At 38.3% G+C, this 16,540-nt stretch carries 18 protein-coding genes; 13 read left to right on the top strand and 5 right to left on the bottom strand.

Annotated elements, in window-relative coordinates; all coding sequences use genetic code 11:
- The first annotated feature begins 152 nt into the window (after positions 1 to 152).
- Both iorA and QFX38_04280 read left to right on the top strand, forming a co-directional pair.
- Positions 153 to 1,985 (top strand): indolepyruvate ferredoxin oxidoreductase subunit alpha, encoded by a 1,833-nt coding sequence (iorA, locus tag QFX38_04275; protein ID MDI9624080.1) that lies wholly within the window; start codon positions 153 to 155, stop codon positions 1,983 to 1,985.
- Complete coding sequence (locus QFX38_04280) at positions 1,982 to 2,563, top strand: indolepyruvate oxidoreductase subunit beta (GenBank protein ID MDI9624081.1); 582 nt, start codon at positions 1,982 to 1,984, stop codon at positions 2,561 to 2,563. The genes iorA and QFX38_04280 overlap by 4 nt, the downstream gene beginning before the upstream one ends.
- On the opposite strand, the gene QFX38_04285 is transcribed toward QFX38_04280, so the two are convergent.
- Together QFX38_04285 and QFX38_04290 are read right to left on the bottom strand one after the other, a co-directional pair.
- Positions 2,558 to 2,989, bottom strand: a complete 432-nt coding sequence (locus QFX38_04285) for an ACT domain-containing protein (GenBank protein ID MDI9624082.1) — start codon at positions 2,987 to 2,989, stop codon at positions 2,558 to 2,560. The two genes, QFX38_04280 and QFX38_04285, sit on opposite strands and share 6 nt — an antisense overlap.
- 14 nt (positions 2,990 to 3,003) lie before the next feature.
- Positions 3,004 to 4,302 carry a phenylacetate--CoA ligase gene (locus QFX38_04290; GenBank protein MDI9624083.1) on the bottom strand — a complete coding sequence of 433 codons (1,299 nt, stop codon included), beginning with the start codon at positions 4,300 to 4,302 and terminating at the stop codon, positions 3,004 to 3,006.
- Between the two features lie 117 nt (positions 4,303 to 4,419).
- Between QFX38_04290 and QFX38_04295 the strand changes: the two genes are divergently transcribed.
- The 7 genes from QFX38_04295 (at position 4,420) to QFX38_04325 (ending at position 10,955) form a co-directional block, all read left to right on the top strand.
- Positions 4,420 to 5,997: a sodium:solute symporter family protein gene (locus QFX38_04295; GenBank protein ID MDI9624084.1), complete on the top strand. Its 1,578-nt coding sequence runs from the start codon at positions 4,420 to 4,422 to the stop codon at positions 5,995 to 5,997.
- 186 nt (positions 5,998 to 6,183) lie between these two features.
- Entirely contained in the window at positions 6,184 to 6,417 is a 234-nt protein-coding gene (locus QFX38_04300) for a PRC-barrel domain-containing protein (protein MDI9624085.1), read from the top strand.
- A 38-nt stretch (positions 6,418 to 6,455) separates the two neighbouring features.
- The gene (locus tag QFX38_04305; GenBank protein MDI9624086.1) at positions 6,456 to 6,620 is read left to right on the top strand and encodes an orotate phosphoribosyltransferase; all 165 of its coding nucleotides are present in this window, start codon (positions 6,456 to 6,458) and stop codon (positions 6,618 to 6,620) included.
- Positions 6,575 to 7,120 (top strand): orotate phosphoribosyltransferase, encoded by a 546-nt coding sequence (gene pyrE, locus QFX38_04310; GenBank protein ID MDI9624087.1) that lies wholly within the window; start codon positions 6,575 to 6,577, stop codon positions 7,118 to 7,120. The genes QFX38_04305 and pyrE overlap by 46 nt, the downstream gene beginning before the upstream one ends.
- 348 nt (positions 7,121 to 7,468) lie before the next feature.
- Entirely contained in the window at positions 7,469 to 8,068 is a 600-nt protein-coding gene (locus tag QFX38_04315; protein MDI9624088.1) for a TetR/AcrR family transcriptional regulator, read from the top strand.
- Complete coding sequence (locus QFX38_04320; GenBank protein MDI9624089.1) at positions 8,062 to 9,531, top strand: radical SAM protein; 1,470 nt, start codon at positions 8,062 to 8,064, stop codon at positions 9,529 to 9,531. Before QFX38_04315 ends, QFX38_04320 begins: the two co-directional genes overlap by 7 nt.
- A gap of 17 nt (positions 9,532 to 9,548) precedes the next feature.
- Positions 9,549 to 10,955 (top strand): radical SAM protein, encoded by a 1,407-nt coding sequence (locus QFX38_04325; protein MDI9624090.1) that lies wholly within the window; start codon positions 9,549 to 9,551, stop codon positions 10,953 to 10,955.
- Here QFX38_04325 and QFX38_04330 read toward each other — a convergent pair.
- Positions 10,947 to 11,729 carry a slipin family protein gene (locus QFX38_04330; GenBank protein ID MDI9624091.1) on the bottom strand — a complete coding sequence of 261 codons (783 nt, stop codon included), beginning with the start codon at positions 11,727 to 11,729 and terminating at the stop codon, positions 10,947 to 10,949. The two genes, QFX38_04325 and QFX38_04330, sit on opposite strands and share 9 nt — an antisense overlap.
- A 95-nt stretch (positions 11,730 to 11,824) precedes the next feature.
- Positions 11,825 to 12,733, bottom strand: coding sequence for a M28 family peptidase (locus QFX38_04335; GenBank protein ID MDI9624092.1), 909 nt, complete (start codon positions 12,731 to 12,733; stop codon positions 11,825 to 11,827).
- Positions 12,734 to 12,842: 109 nt separating this feature from the next.
- Between QFX38_04335 and QFX38_04340 the strand changes: the two genes are divergently transcribed.
- From QFX38_04340 to QFX38_04355, 4 genes are all read left to right on the top strand, one after another.
- A complete protein-coding gene (locus QFX38_04340; GenBank protein MDI9624093.1) occupies positions 12,843 to 13,763 on the top strand; it encodes a hypothetical protein in 921 nt (306 codons plus the stop codon).
- A 148-nt stretch (positions 13,764 to 13,911) separates the two neighbouring features.
- Positions 13,912 to 14,262 carry a VOC family protein gene (locus tag QFX38_04345; protein MDI9624094.1) on the top strand — a complete coding sequence of 117 codons (351 nt, stop codon included), beginning with the start codon at positions 13,912 to 13,914 and terminating at the stop codon, positions 14,260 to 14,262.
- A gap of 17 nt (positions 14,263 to 14,279) precedes the next feature.
- Complete coding sequence (locus tag QFX38_04350) at positions 14,280 to 15,266, top strand: hypothetical protein (protein ID MDI9624095.1); 987 nt, start codon at positions 14,280 to 14,282, stop codon at positions 15,264 to 15,266.
- A gap of 104 nt (positions 15,267 to 15,370) precedes the next feature.
- Positions 15,371 to 15,784: a pyridoxamine 5'-phosphate oxidase family protein gene (locus QFX38_04355; GenBank protein ID MDI9624096.1), complete on the top strand. Its 414-nt coding sequence runs from the start codon at positions 15,371 to 15,373 to the stop codon at positions 15,782 to 15,784.
- Positions 15,785 to 16,005: 221 nt separating this feature from the next.
- On the opposite strand, the gene QFX38_04360 is transcribed toward QFX38_04355, so the two are convergent.
- Complete coding sequence (locus QFX38_04360) at positions 16,006 to 16,164, bottom strand: hypothetical protein (GenBank protein ID MDI9624097.1); 159 nt, start codon at positions 16,162 to 16,164, stop codon at positions 16,006 to 16,008.
- Positions 16,165 to 16,540: the final 376 nt, after the last annotated feature.

A 16,540-nucleotide genomic window follows, 5' to 3' on the forward strand; every position in this document is an offset into this window, starting at 1 on the left:
TCTTTTTATCTCCAAAATTTTATGGGAAATTATAAAAGTCTAGGAAAATCAGATTTTGGAATTATAAAAATTTTAAATTTTTTTCATTATTATAATTTTCCCCCCTGGGGGTACTAATCCCTCAAATTTAAAACTTAATGGTAGGTGATCATATGATCAATCTAATAAATGCAAGGGAAGGTGATGTGCTTTTCCTATTAGGCAACGAAGCTGCTGCAAGAGCAGCCATAGAATCAGGAGTTGCTGTTGCAAGCACTTATCCAGGAACACCATCATCAGAAATAGGGGACGTACTTTCAAAGGTAGCATCTAAAGTTGGAATGTATTTTGAATTTTCAACAAATGAGAAGGTTGCGTTGGAAGTAGCGGCGGCAGCTGCGGCTTCTGGTGTAAGATCATTCACCTTCATGAAACATGTGGGAGTTAACGTGGCATCAGATTCGCTCGTAAGCATAGCATATACTGGGGTCGAAGCAGGCATGGTCATATTATCAGCAGATGATCCATCAATGTTCTCATCACAAAATGAACAAGACAATAGACACTATGCAAGATTTGCGAACATCCCCCTCCTTGAACCATCAAATCCCCAAGAAGTCCTAGATTTTACAAAATACGCCTTCGATTTATCTGAAAAGTTTAAAATACCGGTATTAGTCAGGACAACAACAAGAGTATCCCATATGAGAAGCAAGGTAAAAGTGGGTGAAATCAAGAAAATGAGAAAAAAAGGCCAATTCAAAAAAGATCCTAGCAGGTTTGTCCTCGTACCATCAACCGCAAGGATCATGCACAAAGAACTTATCAAGAAAACCGAAAAGATATCCAAGATCGTGGACAAATCACCATACAATCAAATCTACCATGCCAATGGTAAATATGGGATTATAACAAGTGGCGGTGCATTCAATTATGCTCATGACCTAGTAAATGAAAAAAAACTCCCCATCTCCATCCTAAAATTAGGATTCACATATCCCTTCCCAAGTGGGCTAGTATCACAATTCTTAAAAGACCTTGAAAAGGTTTTCATAATCGAAGAAGTCGATCCCATAATAGAAAAAGATGTACTATCCATAATCGGCCAAGAAAACCTCGAAGTAGACGTTCATGGAAAACTAGACGGTACATTCCCAAGAATATACGAATACAACCAAGATATAATAGGAGCTTCCATCGGAAAACTACTACCTCTAAAAGTGGAAAAAAAGAAGGCTCCGAAAACCCATTTACCTGAAAGACCTCCAACGTTCTGTCCTGGATGTCCACACCGTGCAACCTATTATTCTGTTAACAAGGCACTTGAAGAATTAGAAATGGATGTTATTTTTTCAACTGATATCGGATGTTACACCCTAGGTATAGAGAAACCATATAATACGGCAGATTACCTCCTATCCATGGGTTCAAGTATAGGGGCTGCCTGCGGTTTTTCCAAGGCAACAAGACAAAAGATAGTGTCATTCATAGGTGATTCAACATTTTTCCATGCTGGAATACCACCACTCTTGAACGCTGTTCATAATAAACATGATTTCCTTATTGTAATCCTTGATAATAATACAACCGCCATGACAGGGGGCCAACCACATCCTGGACTCCCCTTTGATGGTATGGGGAATGAAGCCCCTGCTATCCTTATCGAAAATATTGTTAAAGCCCTTGGCATAAATGTTAAAGTGATAAATCCCATGAATATAAAAAAGAGCATCCGAACCTTCAAAAAAGCTTTAACCACACCAGCACTTAACGTTGTAATTGCAAGATACCCATGTCAACTTTCACTTAAAGCAAGGGGAAAACCGGTTAGAATAGATAACAATCTTTGCAATGAATGTTTAGAGTGTATCAATAAACTTGCATGTCCAGCCATAATATATAACAACGGCATTAAAGTAGATCAAAGATATTGTCGAGGATGCACTGTTTGTGTCCAGATCTGTCCAGAAAAAGCCATCAAACCTAAAAGGGGGAGTTCAAAGTGAAATTATCATATGACATTTACATCTGTGGTGTTGGCGGACAAGGGATCATAAAAGCTGGTGAAATCATAGGATGGGCTGCCATGAAAGAAGGAATGGATGTTGTGATGAGTGAAATACATGGAATGGCCCAAAGAGGTGGTGGAGTATCTACCGAAGTTAGGATAGGTGAAGCAAAAGGTACTATAATACCAAATAGCCATGCAGATCTTATGATGGCATTCGAACCCCTTGAGGCCTTAAGGGCTGCTGAAAAGATGAAAAAGGACGCCTATATGATAGTTAATCTGACCTCTATTCCACCATTTAATATAAGCCCTGGAGAGTATCCACCAGTAGACGAAATAATAACGGAACTTAAAAGATTTTCAAATAACGTACATGCCTTTGATGCTGATCGTGTGGCCTTGGAGGCTGGTCATCCTCTTTCAATGAATATGGCGATTTTAGGAGCTGCCACAGCCACCCCAGACTTCCCTTTATCTGAGGATAGTATAATAGAATCCATGAAGGAAAATTTGCCTGAAAGATTGTTCAAGGTTAACTTGAAAGCATTCAAGGGAGGTTTTATGAGCTTATAGTACTGAGATGTCCTCTGATGATAATAGTGGTACTTTAGCCTCTTTTAATACTCTTATACCCTCATTGATGTCTTCTGTCCTTATCACCACAATCGCTTTTTCACCTTTTTTTTCCACGAAGGCATAGATATATTCCACGTTCATATCTGCTTTTGTGAGGATGCCCAATATTTTATCAAGTCCTCCTGGCCTGTCAGGTACTTCGACGGCTATGACGTCATTGAGTTTAACCACGAAATTGTTTTCTTCAAGCACTTTCTTCGCTTGTTCAGGATCTGGGACCATGAGCCTCAGTATTCCGAATTCAGATGTGTCGGCGATAGATAGAGCTCTTATATTTATATTAGCTTCGGCTAGCGCATGAACAGCCTTTTTTAACCTTCCTTTTTTGTTTTCAAGGAATACGGATATTTGTTTAACTTTCATCCTAAATACGCCCCTTAGAACTTTCTTTTATCAATAACTCTTATGGCCTTCCCTTCACTCCTGGGCAGGCTCTCAGGTTCTACAAGTGTTACATTAACCCTTAATCCTATCTCTCTTTGTAGGTGTTCTTCTATCATTTTCTTGGCTTCTTCCACGTGTTTCACTTCATCTGAGAATAGTGCTGGTGAAGCTTCAACCTGGACTTCGAGTTCGTCTAAGTATTTTGGTCGTGTTACCACTATCTGGTAGTGTGGTTCGAGTCCATCGATTTTGAGGAGGGCCTCTTCGATCTGTGATGGGAATACGATAACTCCACGTATTTTTAGCATGTCATCGCTTCTTCCTGTTATACGGTCCATTCTTATGAGGGTTCTGCCACATGGGCATTCACCCTTTCTTAGGGTTGTTATGTCCCTTGTGCGGAATCTTATTATGGGCATGGCTTCCCTTGTGAGGGTGGTTAGTACTAGTTCTCCTTTTTTTCCTGGGGGTAGGTTTTCTAGGGTTTCTGGGTTGATTATTTCTGGGTAGAAGTGGTCTTCGAATATGTGTAGGCCGTTTTTTTCATGGCATTCCATCGCAACTCCTGGGCCAATAATCTCTGTCAACCCGTAAATGTTAAGGGCCGTGAGTCCTAATCTTTCTTCTATAGTATTTCTCATTTCCTCTGTCCACATTTCAGCCCCGAATACTCCTGCTTTGAGTTTTAGGTTTTCTATTTCAACGTTTTCTTTTTGGAGGGCTTCGGCGAGGTATAGGGCATAGGATGGTGTGCATGTGAGTATTGTTGTTTCGAAGTCTTGCATGATTTCGATTTGTCTTTTGGTGTTACCTGCTGATATTGGGATTACTGTGGCTCCTATCCTCTGGGCCCCGTAGTGTATTCCCAGGCCGCCTGTGAATAATCCGTACCCGTAACAGTTTTGTATGCGATCCTTTTTTGTTGCTCCTGCCATTGTTAGGGCTCTTGCCATGACTTCTGACCATAGGTCTATGTCTGCTTGGGTGTAACCTGATACTGTTGGTTTGCCTGTGGTTCCTGAGGATGTGTGGACTTCTATGATGTCATCATCTGGTACTGCGAACATCCCAAAGGGGTAGGCTTCTCTGAGATCCTGTTTTGTTGTGAATGGTAACTTTTTAATGTCTTCTAGGCTTTCTATGTCTTCTGGTTCTATTCCGAGTTCATTGAATTTTTTATGGTAGTATGGGACATTTTCATAGGCTCTCTTCACGGTATCTTGAAGTCTTTTAAGTTGTATTTTTCTTCTTTTTTCTTCGTCCATGCATTCTGCTTTTGGATTCCATATCATTTTGATCTACCTTTTTAATCTGCCTTAACATGTCATAGGGTGATGATAAAATTTATAAATTTTATATCTTCATTATTTTTTTATAATAATTCCTATTCCTGTGGAGGTAGATGAAATATGAACATAGTAGTCCTTGGTATAGTTATATTGGTCTATTTTATCATGGTGGGTTATGCAGGTTATGTTGCATGGAGGAGAACTAGCACATCGGAAGATTATATGGTTGCTGGTAGGAAAACACACCCTTATATTATGGCTCTTAGTTATGGGGCTACTTTTATTAGTACTGCCGCAATAATTGGTTTTGGTGGGATGGCTGGTGTTTATGGTTTGGGTATACTTTGGCTTGTATTCCTTAACATACTTGTGGGAATATTCATAGCCTTTGTATTTTATGGTAAAAGGACTCGTAGGATGAGTGAGAACCTTTCTGCTTTCACTTTCCCAGAGTTTCTTTCAAGGAGGTTCAGGAGCAGGTTTATACAATATTTTGGGGGTGCTGTGATATTCTTGGGGATGCCACTCTATGCTTCAGTGGTTCTTATAGGTGCTGCAAGGTTCCTTGAAGCTTCATTAAAATTGAACTTTAACATTGCACTTATTATAATGGCATTAATAGTGGCTGTTTATGTTGTTATGGGGGGTATAAGAGGGGTTATGTATACTGACGCCCTTCAAGGTACTATAATGTTCCTCGGCATGATATTCTTGGTCTTATCAACCTATTATATGCTCGGTGGTGTTATAAGTGCCCATAAGGCCCTTACAGGCATGGGACATCTCATACCAGCATCTGCCAAGAGTGTGGGCGCGACAGGCTGGACCAGTATGCCCGTCCTTGGAAGTCCATACTGGTGGACCCTCTTCTCTACCATAATACTTGGTGTCGGTATAGGGGTTTTGGCCCAGCCACAACTTGCGGTAAGGTTTATGACAGTAGAATCTAATCGTGAACTTAATAGAGGGGTTCTCATAGGTGCGTTGTTCATATTTGTCATGACATGGGGCGCTTATGTGGTTGGTGCGTTATCAAATGTTTACTTTTTCCGAGAGAAGGGTTTGCTCGCGATCCATGCGAGTGGGGGTAATGCTGATAAGATAATTCCTGTTTTTATAAATTCGGCGATGCCTGAATGGTTCACATACCTTTTCATGTTAACTTTGCTTTCAGCTGCTATGTCTACTTTGAGCGCCCAGTTTCATGTGCAGGGAACAGCTATTGGTAGGGACGTTTATGAAACCTTGAAGAGAGGGGGAAGATCCGTACTTATCACGAGGATTGGTATAATAATCGCTGTTATAATCGCGGTTATATTAGCCTATATCCTCCCTGGTAGTATAATAGCACAAGGAACCGCATTATTTTTTGGTTTGTGCGCTGCCACGTTCCTTTCAGTTTATACTTGCGCATTGTTTTGGAAGGGGACGACAAGGGCTGGTGCAATAGCGGGCATGGTCTCAGGCGCCGCTATAAGCATACTATGGCTCCTTTTCGTTTATAAAAAGACTGCCACAGCCCTTGGTTTGGCAAAATTGCTCTTTGGTGGGTTACTCATTAAGACAATGCCATGGCCATTCGTGGATCCTATATTGGTGGCTGTCCCAATTTCGATGATAATAACAGTACTTGTGAGCCTATTAACAGAAAAGTTTGATGAAGATCACCTTAAGAAATGTTTTGATGGTGGTGTATGATCATGGAAGTTCTTGGCATACCTGATCCATGGGTTTGGAGCGCCTACATATCCTGCATACTAATAACAATAATATGTATAGCCTATGGTCTAATAAACTGGAACAGAAATTAATTGTCCATGAGTATCAAATCTTCCAAAATTATAAATAATCACCAAAAATATAAAGAATAGAATGGTGAATAAAATGAGAGTCGTTGAAGATATTATAGGTAAAGAGGTTCTTGACAGTTCAGCTAATGTAATAGGGAAAGTAAAGGATATTGAAGTAGACCTTGAAACAAGAACCATAGAAGCACTCGTATTAGGTAAAGGAGGATTATCAGAGGGTCTCGGATTATCTAAAGGAGAGACAATAGTACCATATGACATGGTTAAAAAGATAGGGGATAAGATCCTCCTCGAAGGGCCGATAGAATGACCCTCTAGAGGCTTCTTATTATTTTTAAGGTGTTAGAATTGGAAGTTAGAGGTGTGTGCAGCCTCTGTGGTAAAGTGGCGTTTTTACATACTTGCCATCTATGCGGAGCCCTCGTATGCCCAGATTGTTATGTTCCAGAATTGGGAGTTTGTAGGATATGCGCAGGAAAGCTGAGAAGGAAAAGATTAAAAGGCGCCTTTTAGAGCTATTGCAGGAAAAAAAAGTTATAAAAACAGGTTCTTTCATTCTATCCTCCGGGAAAAAAAGCAACTATTATGTAGATATTAAAAAGGCTATAACAGACCCACAAATCCTGGATTTGATAGCGGAACTGATAAAAGTGGAGATAAAAGGCGAAAAAATTGATAGGATAGCTGGACCGGCCTTGGGGGCTGTGCCTATCGCCACAGCAGTATCACTCAAAACTAAAAAGCCACTTATCATAATAAGAAAAGAAAAAAAGGAATATGGAACCTCAAAATTGATCGAAGGCAGTATAAAAGAGGGTGACCATGTGGCGATAGTTGAAGATGTTACAACAACAGGAAACTCTCTCCTAAGGGCCATCAAAATAATAGAAGAGAATGGTGGCCAAGTTAAAAGGGCATTTGTGATAGTAGACCGTGAAGAAGGAGCGAGAGAAAATCTTCAAAAGGAAGGTTTCATTCTAAAACCCCTATTTTTCGTCAGTCAAGTGAAATAATAGAATTACTCTATTTTTTAGAACTTGGAGGTGTAGATATACCCTTCAAAAAATTAATGGTGTTAAAATCATCAGTTGAAGATATTACAGTTCATGGATCAGATAAGGGAGTGTTAAGTTTCTTTCTAAAAATTTAATCCCTGGTAGAATATATTTTTTATATTTAGGATCATAGGATCACGAATCGCGAAAAATCACATCTTAAAAGGTAAATTTTTATATGGTATAATGTAATGATGGTAAAGGTATGTTACTTGCATAGGTGATCTTTTTAGAGAAGAGATAGATAACTATATAAGTTATTATTTTTTTATTATGTAAGTAAGTACATACATCATTGTGGTTGTTATGAATAGCACCCGAGAAAAAATACTTGAAGCTGCAAGGGAAATTTTCATAAAAAAAGGATATAAAGGTGCTACAACACGTAAAATCGCCCAAAAGGCGGGTGTAAGTGAAGTTACATTATTCAGGAAATTCAAATCAAAAAGCAGCCTGCTCAAGGAAATACTAAACGAAAACACCATCCTATCATCCAAGATATTCAAAAAACTCTTAGAATCAGAGCTCAGAGACAAACCCGAAGAATTCCTATATAGACTAGCAAAAGAATTCTTCAAACTGGTCGTTGAAAAAAAAATAGACCTAATATTCATAATACTCGTGGAAAAAGAACTAGAAGAACACGGCCTAGAAGAATGGGAACTACTAGACTCAATCAACAGGACACTATACTCCAACCTAACCAACTATTTCAAAGAACAAATTAAAAAAGGCAACATCCGAAAGATCAACCCAGAAACAGCAGCACTAATCTTCGTAAGCTACCTCTCACATGTAAACCTACTATCACACTTCAAAGAATGCGAAATACAAGAAGAGAAATACATCAAAAACTTCATCAACATCCTCCTAAATGGGATAAAAGGAGGAACATCAAAATGCTGACTAAAGGAAGTGAAGATGAAACCAACATGGGGGACATGATCAACGCGTTCAAAAGAATAGCCGAAAATCCCCTATCAAGACTTTTAATAAACTTCATGCTCCACAAATGCGAAAAAGATGACAAAACACGCCTAGAAGCCGCCTTAGACAATTATATAAACGATAGAAACTGTTGTATGGAATGCAAAATCCTATCATACTTCCTCTCACATATAATAAAAAGCGGGGCAAAAGCATTTGGGGTAACGGAAGAAGAACTAAAAAAACAAATGAGCGACCAATATTGGCTACAAGGCTTGATAAACGTCCTCAAAGGTATAGGCATTTTCGGAGTTAGAAGACCATTCGTGCCAGGAGCACCATTCCAAGTCGTCTGGAACATCACACACCGCTGCAACATGAACTGCAAACACTGCTATGAAACCGCAGGCACCCCACAAAAAAACGAACTAGACAAAAATGAAGTAATAGAGGCCATAGACATCCTAGCAGATAATGGTGTCACATCACTCGCATTTTCTGGTGGAGAACCAAGCATCCACCCAAATATACTCGACTACATATCACATGCAAGGGAAAGGGGCCTATATGTTGCAATGGCAACCAACGGTTACATATTAGCTGATGAAGGTCGTTGCCAAAAATTCGTGGATGCAGGCTTGCAATTCGTCCAAGTTAGTATTGATAGTTTAAATCCAAATGTTCATGACACTTTTCGCGGCGTTAAAGGCTCATGGAAGCGGGCTTGCAAGGCTGTTAAGAATTTCTCAGCTCATGATGTTTTTGTTGAAGTGGCTATGACGGTAACGGCCGAAAATTATCATCAAATCCAGGGTATGATAGAATTAGCCAGCCAACTTGGTGCTGATTGGCTCATGCTATTCAACTTCATCCCCACAGGTAGAGGAATAGAAAATATAAACCTCGACATATCACCCAGTAGAAGGTATAGGATATTGCGTGATGCATATTATGGCAATTTTAACAATGGTATACAAGTGCTTTCCACGGCACCACAATTTGCAAGGGTGGCTGAGGAACTTAACACGTGTGATAATCAGATTATCCCCACACATTTCTACAATCCAGAATATACAAACCCTGACTTGAGACAGTTAGCAGATTTTATAGGTGGCTGCGGTGCTGGAAGATTCTACCTAAGCATGGAACCCAACGGAGACATATACCCTTGTGTATTCTTCCCCCACCAAGACGAACTTAAAATAGGTAACATCCTAGAAGACGATTTCGAAAAACTTTGGAAAAATAATAGTATACTAGAAGTTCTAAGGGATAGGGAACAGCTCCATGGCACTTGTCACACATGCAAGTCAAAGAATATTTGCGGGGGATGCAGGGCAAGGGCATACGGGTACTTCAAGGATATATGCGCCCCAGACCCTGGATGCATAAAAAACCAAAACCTCTGGGATAAGATAAAAGAAAGTGCACTTGCAAAATAATATGGAGAGTGTTAAAAGTGGATGTGGTCCTCCTAAACCCCCAGGATAAAACCGCAGTTAAAAACAAACTAGGATTAAGTTTACCCCCATTAAACTTAATGTATCTTGCAGCATCATTGGAGAAGGCATCATTTTCTGTCAAAATAATAGATGACGATCTCAAGAAGTGGGGATATGAAAAAATAGCTAAGATAATAGAAAAACTCAACCCCCTCATTGTGGGTGTCACAGCAACCACAGCAACAATCAAAAGCAGCCTAGAATATATCAAAACCATTAAAAGTCTACTACCAGATGTTCTCACAGTTATCGGGGGACCCCATCCAACATTTTTACCATTAGACACCCTAAAGAGTCTAAAGGAACTCGACGTGGTCGTGATAGGTGAAGGGGAAGAAACCATCACAGACCTCGCCGAAAAGTATGAAAAAAAGGACATGAAAGGCCTGGAGGAAGTTAAAGGGATAGCATACCGTGCAGGATCTAAGTTAAGGATTAACGAGCCGCGTCCACTTATAAAAGACCTTGATAAGCTCCCATTCCCGGCAAGACACCTCATACCATTCCACGAATATGAAACATCAAACGAAGAAGCTGGAGGGATGATAACAAGCAGGGGTTGCGTATACTCTTGTGAATACTGCTCATCCTCCCTTATCATGGGGAAAAAATTCCGTTTCAGGAGCCCAGAAAATGTGGTGGACGAAATCGAAGAACTCGTATACAAGTATGGCCTCCATGATATAGCATTCCTCGATGATACATTTATGTTACACCGTAGAAGAGCCCAAGCCATAGCAGATGAAATCAAAGCAAGGGGTATAGATGTTAGTTTCGTGACATCATCAAGGGTCGACATGGTCAAAAGGTCAATTTTAGAAAAGCTTAAATCTGCTGGTATGAGCACAATATATTATGGTGTCGAATCAGGATCACAGAGGATACTGGATCTTATGAAGAAGGGTATAACACTCCAACAGGCAAAAGATGCTGTTAAAACTGCTAAAAGTGTTGGAGTGGATGTTATAGCATCATTCATATTAGGTTATCCTGGTGAGACCCCAGAGGAGATGGATAAAACAATAGATTTTTCAATTAAACTGGATCCAGATTATAGCCAGTATTCTATTCTAACACCATTCCCTGGAACACCTATATATTATAAACTGAAAAAGGATGGTCTGCTTGAAGAAGACTGGGACAAGTATACTGTTATACAGCCAGTGATAAAATATGAAAAATTGGGCTTGAGCAAAGAACTCGTGAAAAGAAAACTCGTAAAAGCATACTTCAAATTTTACTCAAGACCATCATACTTGTTAAGACACACTCACATGATAAAGGTATTCCTTGAAACATTCTATAGGACTTATATAGAGCCCAATCTCCCTTTCAAGGATGTTATCACATCTAAATCAGCGTAGCCCTTTTAGGGATTCCATCTCTTTTTCTATAAACTTTTTTATATCATTTATACTTGACATAAACTGGGCCGGGAATATTATAGTGGAATTTTTCTCGGTGGCTATTTCACTGAGCACTTGTAAGTTTCTAAGTTGTAGTGCTATAGGATGTTGTGCTATAACATCAGCAGCCTCGCCAAGTTTTGAAGCTGAAAGGTATTCACCCTCTGCTGTGATAATTTTAGCCCTCTTCTCTCTTTCAGCCTCGGCTTGTTTGGCCATGGCCCTTTGCATGCCTTCTGGTAGTTTAATGTCTTTTATTTCTACTGTGGTAACGTTTATACCCCATGGTTCACTGTGACTGTCAATGATCTCCTTGATCTTTTCGTTGATTTTGGCGGTTTCTGAAAGCACTTCATCAAGGGCGAATTGTCCTATAACATTTCTTACTGTTGTCTGGGATATTTGGTTCACTGCTCCGTAGTAATCTTCTATTGCCACAACAGCCTTTAAGGGGTCTACAACCTTAAAATATGCTACTGCTGCAACGTCAATAGATACATTATCTTGGGTTATTATCTTTTGTGATGGTATGGGCATTGTCACTATCCTAAGGGAGACTTTCACCATCCGATCCACAAATGGGATTATAAAACGTAGACCAGGTTCTCTGACACCTATAACTCTCCCTAGTCTGAAAACGACGCCCCTTTCATATTGTTTGACAATCTTTATAGAGAGGGACGCTATAACAAGTAATATTATCGCGGTAACTATTAATAATAATGGGTTCATTGGATTTCACTTCCATATATTCAATCGTAGGAATTTGTGTCTTTCTTTAGTATTATATTTTCTCAGCTAATGCTATTATTTTGAAATGTTGAAGATTATCCTGCTAGTTTTAAGAGGACTAGTGTTATTGTTTCGCCTATTTTTTTAATGTCTTCTTGGTCGAGTTTGTCTGCGGTGTTCTCGGAACTCCATGGCGGTACTTCGAACGGTTGGCTCATTACCTGACAGACTGGCACTCTTTTGATTTTGTTATAGTAAAATGGGTATGTATCACTAGGGTATGTTGTTTCTCCTATAGTAACTGGATGGCCTAATTCTTCTGCGCATTCTTTTGTGAAATTGATTATTTTAGGGTCTCCTTCGACTGGCTTTGGCTGATAACTATACTGAACCAAGAATATGTTTTCACCGGCACCTACACAGTTCAAGTCTATCATTGCTTCACAGTTTCGGACTATTTCCGGATGTTTTTTCACGAAATCCTCAGAGCCTTTAAACCAAAGTTCCTCGCCACCGAATCCTATAATTAGAATGGTTTTTTCGGGTTTGACGCCTTTAGACGATAATACTCTCGCGATTTCGGCTTGTATTCCTAGTGCGGCGGCATCATCGGTCGCTCCTTCACAAAATCCTGGAGAATCAATATGTGAAGCTATGATAATGTATTTATCTGGGTTAGTGCCGTTGATAACCCCAATAACATTGTAAGTGTGCTTGCCCCCTCCAAGGTCCACTTTTTCTTTATAGGCTTCTATACCATTCTCTTTGAGTTTTTTCTCCATAAGATCTGCAGCCTTTAACTCGGCATCATTACCCCCATATCTAGGCCCTAATTTGCATATTTCCTTGCTAAAATCCATTGCATTCGCCGGTTCAAATTCCCTAGCAACTGCTGATACATTTAACACTTTCAGTTCCTTTTTTTCCTTGGATGGGGTGTAAAATGCCATTGAAACCGCCAATATTGCGATTATAGCCACTATCAACACAATCTTGTACCTCAAGGCCTTAACCTCCAGTACTTATTAAAATTGTTTATAACATAAAGATATTAGAATTTCATATTATATAATTGTGAAAAGTGCGATGATGGGAATAAAGTCTTTCCTATGGATGTTCAGAAAGGAAAATTCATGGATTATACTTTTAATTATATTAGTATCCACCCTTTCAACAGTAACATCCTGTGAGGTTCATCAAATTCCAACAGATTGTTGTCTTGTCATGGTTTCTCTCGGAAACAACCATAATGTCATATCATATAGAAGAGATGCCGAATACCCCGCCGATATAATAATAGAAAGGACAAAATTCAATGGCCAAAATGCAATACATCAATATAAGAAAGAAGGAGGATACTTCACACATCTTATCATAACAGAAAAGGGCTGGATAATCGGCCTGGGAGGAAAAGACGATCCAAACATAAACAAAAGACTGGAAAAAATTGGAAGTGAAATCATATCTAAGAACAAAATCGAGAAAGGGAATATAGAACAAGTAGACAAAATATTAAAAGAAAATAAGTGGGGATTTTTCATCATCAAATCACCTAAAGATGAAGTAGGACTAGCAGTCTATGATGGAAGAATAGAAGCTAATAAAATCAGCATATTCAAAATAAAAAATGGGGAATATGTCAAAGTAACTAACAACCCTAGATATTATGAACAGGGAAATTTCAAAGAAATTGACCATGACCCTTTAAAAGCTGCGCTCAAAATCACGGCCACAGACCCTTATGGCTTGTGCAGAAGAGACATCATCACATATGAATACAACAAAGGAAAAGTGAAAATATGGGCCTCATTTGATGGGGGAAACTTATTAGAAGGAGTCACCGGTTCCCCAGATAATATAAAATTTTTAAGACACAAGATAGCCGGAGAAAAAATACCAAGCGTGCCCAATAAAAAATTCTTGGGAAATGAAAGCCTCCAGGAAACCAAAGGATCATCAATAACACCAATATTACTAATTATAATTATCGTAACCATTCTCATGATATCTATCGTTTATACAAGAACCTTTTAGTTTCTTTTCAACGCACAATCTATCAGAAAATTTGTCCCCATCATCAGACTACAATCTGAATATTCACAAATGGAAAAAAAGTTTTTACTAGTTTGATTATATAATCGATTAAATACTTTCTTTACGGTAAAATTCTTGGTGATAAAATATGAAGATTAAATATGCCACTATAATAGTTGAGAACATGGAAAAATCAATTAAGTTTTATACAGAAGTGATGGGATTTAAAGTAGACAGTCAATACGATCTCGGACCAAATGGAAGAATAACATTATTAAAGGGTGAAGGAGAAACCATGGTGGAACTCATTAAAAATCCAGTTGATAAACCAGGATTATTCTCCATAGGAATAGATGTCGAAGACCTAGAAACTACAATTAAAAAACTTAAATCTAAGGGTGCTAAAGTCACAATGGAGCCAACTCCAATAACAGTCGGACTTCTCGCATTTATAGAAGACCCAAACGGGGTTCGAATAGCACTAATCCAACATAATTGATTAGAATCTCTAAAATGATGTTAACTATATCTGAAAGAGCGGCTATAGCCGTTGAACAAGTCGATGAAAGCCTAATAGCAGAGATCAAAAGAAAATGGGAAAACGCACTAGATCAAGTGCTAAATGACCTTAATTTCAAAAAAGATATCTACCTTGAATATAATCCGCTAATTTGGCATGTTTCCAAGTATCCTATAGGAACCAGAGTCTATCGTAGTATAGGAGGCACCATAACAATAATAGAGTTCTCAACGCCTAACAGGATAATACCATTTGACATATTTTCTAGTTTCGAGTCAAAGAAGGCTGTTATAGCCCATGAAATCGCCCATATACTCGATGACCAAAAATGGTATTCAATGGACTATAGGAAAATTGCATATGAAGCCCAAAATTATATCTCAAGAGAACAGAGAGCAGAACTACTAGCATTTTTTTATGAGCCACTTGGAATAATACACTCCAACAACTCACTTATAAAAGTTGCATCATATATCTCCAAGACAAGCCTCAAAGACCAGCATGTTTTAGGTTACGGTATCTTAGAGGCCCTTGGAAGGTTGGGTATGAACAGAACTATCAATGTACCATTATTTTTCAAGAAGATAAGTGAAGACCAAAATGATGATCTTTCAAGGCTCCTCAGAGCACATATAACCTATCCTTATTCTTTCGCAGGATTAATAGCTCCTCCAATAAAGAAAACTGTAGGGATCGTGAAAGTATCAGATCTTATCCTATGCAGGGAAAAACTGATAAATTATTTGAAAAACGAAATAAGCCGAACAGAATTGGATAAAGAGCTCGAAAAGAGAGGTTACATTACAAAAATAGACGAAAAAAAACTTATAGAGAACATTGAAGAGATAATAATCCCAGAAATATTAAAAGTTTCATCTAGTAAACGGATGAAAAGAGCTAAAAAATATATAAAGAAGCTCAAATTTCCCAATTTAAAAAATGACATGTTAAACGCTTTAAAATTATGTGAAAAATTCATATAAAGAATAATTCTATTATCCTTTTTTCCTATTAAAAGGAAAAAAATAAGTAAAAAAATCACCCTATAAATTGTTAAAGAAACTTAAAAAATTTGGGGGTGACCTTTATGGTCAAATTGCCAGAAGAAGCCCGAGAGATGCTAAACAACGCATTTTGCAATAAAGAAAAACCACTAATCTGGATTGCAACAGTTGACGAAGGAAATCCACATTTAGCCCCAGTATGCTTCGTGAAAGTCGTTGATGACGATAAATTACTCGTCTCCATAAATTTCGCCAGCAAAACCATGCAAAACATAGAAAAGGGATCAAAGATCGCTATGGGATCAGCAGTATACTATGATGGGTACATGATAAAAGGAACAGGCAAAATAATAAAAGAAGGCGAACACTTCGAAGAAACCAAAAGGATGGTGAAAGAAAGATTCGGAGAAAAAATAAAACCACAAGCAGCCTTACTAGTAGAAATAGAAGAAGTATATTCACTTAAACCAAAACCAGGAAGTAAAAGGATAAAATAAAAGAAACTCAAGAACACATTTCAAATCCCCCACACATAAAAATCACTGGAAAACCCCTACAAGAAGGGGGAACCCGCAGGAGATGAACCCAAAGAAAATACTATGTAACATCTTATTCTCTCTAATCTGCTATCATAATTGTTCTAGTAGACTACTTACTTGATGGGGAAATTCACAAAAAACTTGGATAGTCCCCCTCTTTTAGGATGGCCAGTTTAATTTTAGTCGGATTTTGAGGCAAGTTCTTCGAGGACTTCTTTGGGGAGTTTTTTTGCTATGCTCAATTTAGTAGGGCATCTTCCAAGTTTTATATTCCTTTCCTTCGCCGCTTTCTTAAGATCGACAAGTTTAACTTTTTTAATAAGTTCTTCTACTTCCAATTACTCCACCCCCAATGTTTATTATAAAATAATATGTAATATTTAATTTTTAACCTTTCAATCTTTTAGGTTGATTTTACTAGTTAGTTTATATTTTTCTGAACGAAAAAAAAGTTCCTCTGAAAATTTTATCAAATGATATCCATCAACCTCTTTAATGCCCCCAGTAAATTTTTGTCTAACTAAAAAGGTAGTATCTTTCGCATTTGTAGCACTTAAACGTATATTTTCCTATTTTTAGAATTTGGGGAGTTTCTCGGAGATATAATAACCATGTCCTATTATCCTACTTTTGGGAAGGATAATCATCGAAGCGAAACCATTTCAACAAGCTGAAACTTAGAAGGATATTTTTTGTAGTGAATGTGGATCTGAA

Origin of the sequence: Methanothermobacter sp., assembly GCA_030055615.1 — an archaeon.
Taxonomy (GTDB): domain Archaea; phylum Methanobacteriota; class Methanobacteria; order Methanobacteriales; family DSM-23052; genus Methanothermobacter_A.

Coding starts and splice junctions, on each gene's coding strand:
- iorA (MDI9624080.1), top strand. CDS start 153: ATGATCAATCTAATAAATGCAAGGGAAGGTGATGTGCTTTTCCTATTA.
- QFX38_04285 (MDI9624082.1), bottom strand. CDS start 2,989: ATGAAAGTTAAACAAATATCCGTATTCCTTGAAAACAAAAAAGGAAGG.
- QFX38_04290 (MDI9624083.1), bottom strand. CDS start 4,302: ATGATATGGAATCCAAAAGCAGAATGCATGGACGAAGAAAAAAGAAGA.
- QFX38_04295 (MDI9624084.1), top strand. CDS start 4,420: ATGAACATAGTAGTCCTTGGTATAGTTATATTGGTCTATTTTATCATG.
- QFX38_04300 (MDI9624085.1), top strand. CDS start 6,184: ATGAGAGTCGTTGAAGATATTATAGGTAAAGAGGTTCTTGACAGTTCA.
- pyrE (MDI9624087.1), top strand. CDS start 6,575: ATGCGCAGGAAAGCTGAGAAGGAAAAGATTAAAAGGCGCCTTTTAGAG.
- QFX38_04315 (MDI9624088.1), top strand. CDS start 7,469: ATGAATAGCACCCGAGAAAAAATACTTGAAGCTGCAAGGGAAATTTTC.
- QFX38_04320 (MDI9624089.1), top strand. CDS start 8,062: ATGCTGACTAAAGGAAGTGAAGATGAAACCAACATGGGGGACATGATC.
- QFX38_04330 (MDI9624091.1), bottom strand. CDS start 11,729: ATGAACCCATTATTATTAATAGTTACCGCGATAATATTACTTGTTATA.
- QFX38_04340 (MDI9624093.1), top strand. CDS start 12,843: ATGTTCAGAAAGGAAAATTCATGGATTATACTTTTAATTATATTAGTA.
- QFX38_04345 (MDI9624094.1), top strand. CDS start 13,912: ATGAAGATTAAATATGCCACTATAATAGTTGAGAACATGGAAAAATCA.
- QFX38_04350 (MDI9624095.1), top strand. CDS start 14,280: ATGTTAACTATATCTGAAAGAGCGGCTATAGCCGTTGAACAAGTCGAT.
- QFX38_04355 (MDI9624096.1), top strand. CDS start 15,371: ATGGTCAAATTGCCAGAAGAAGCCCGAGAGATGCTAAACAACGCATTT.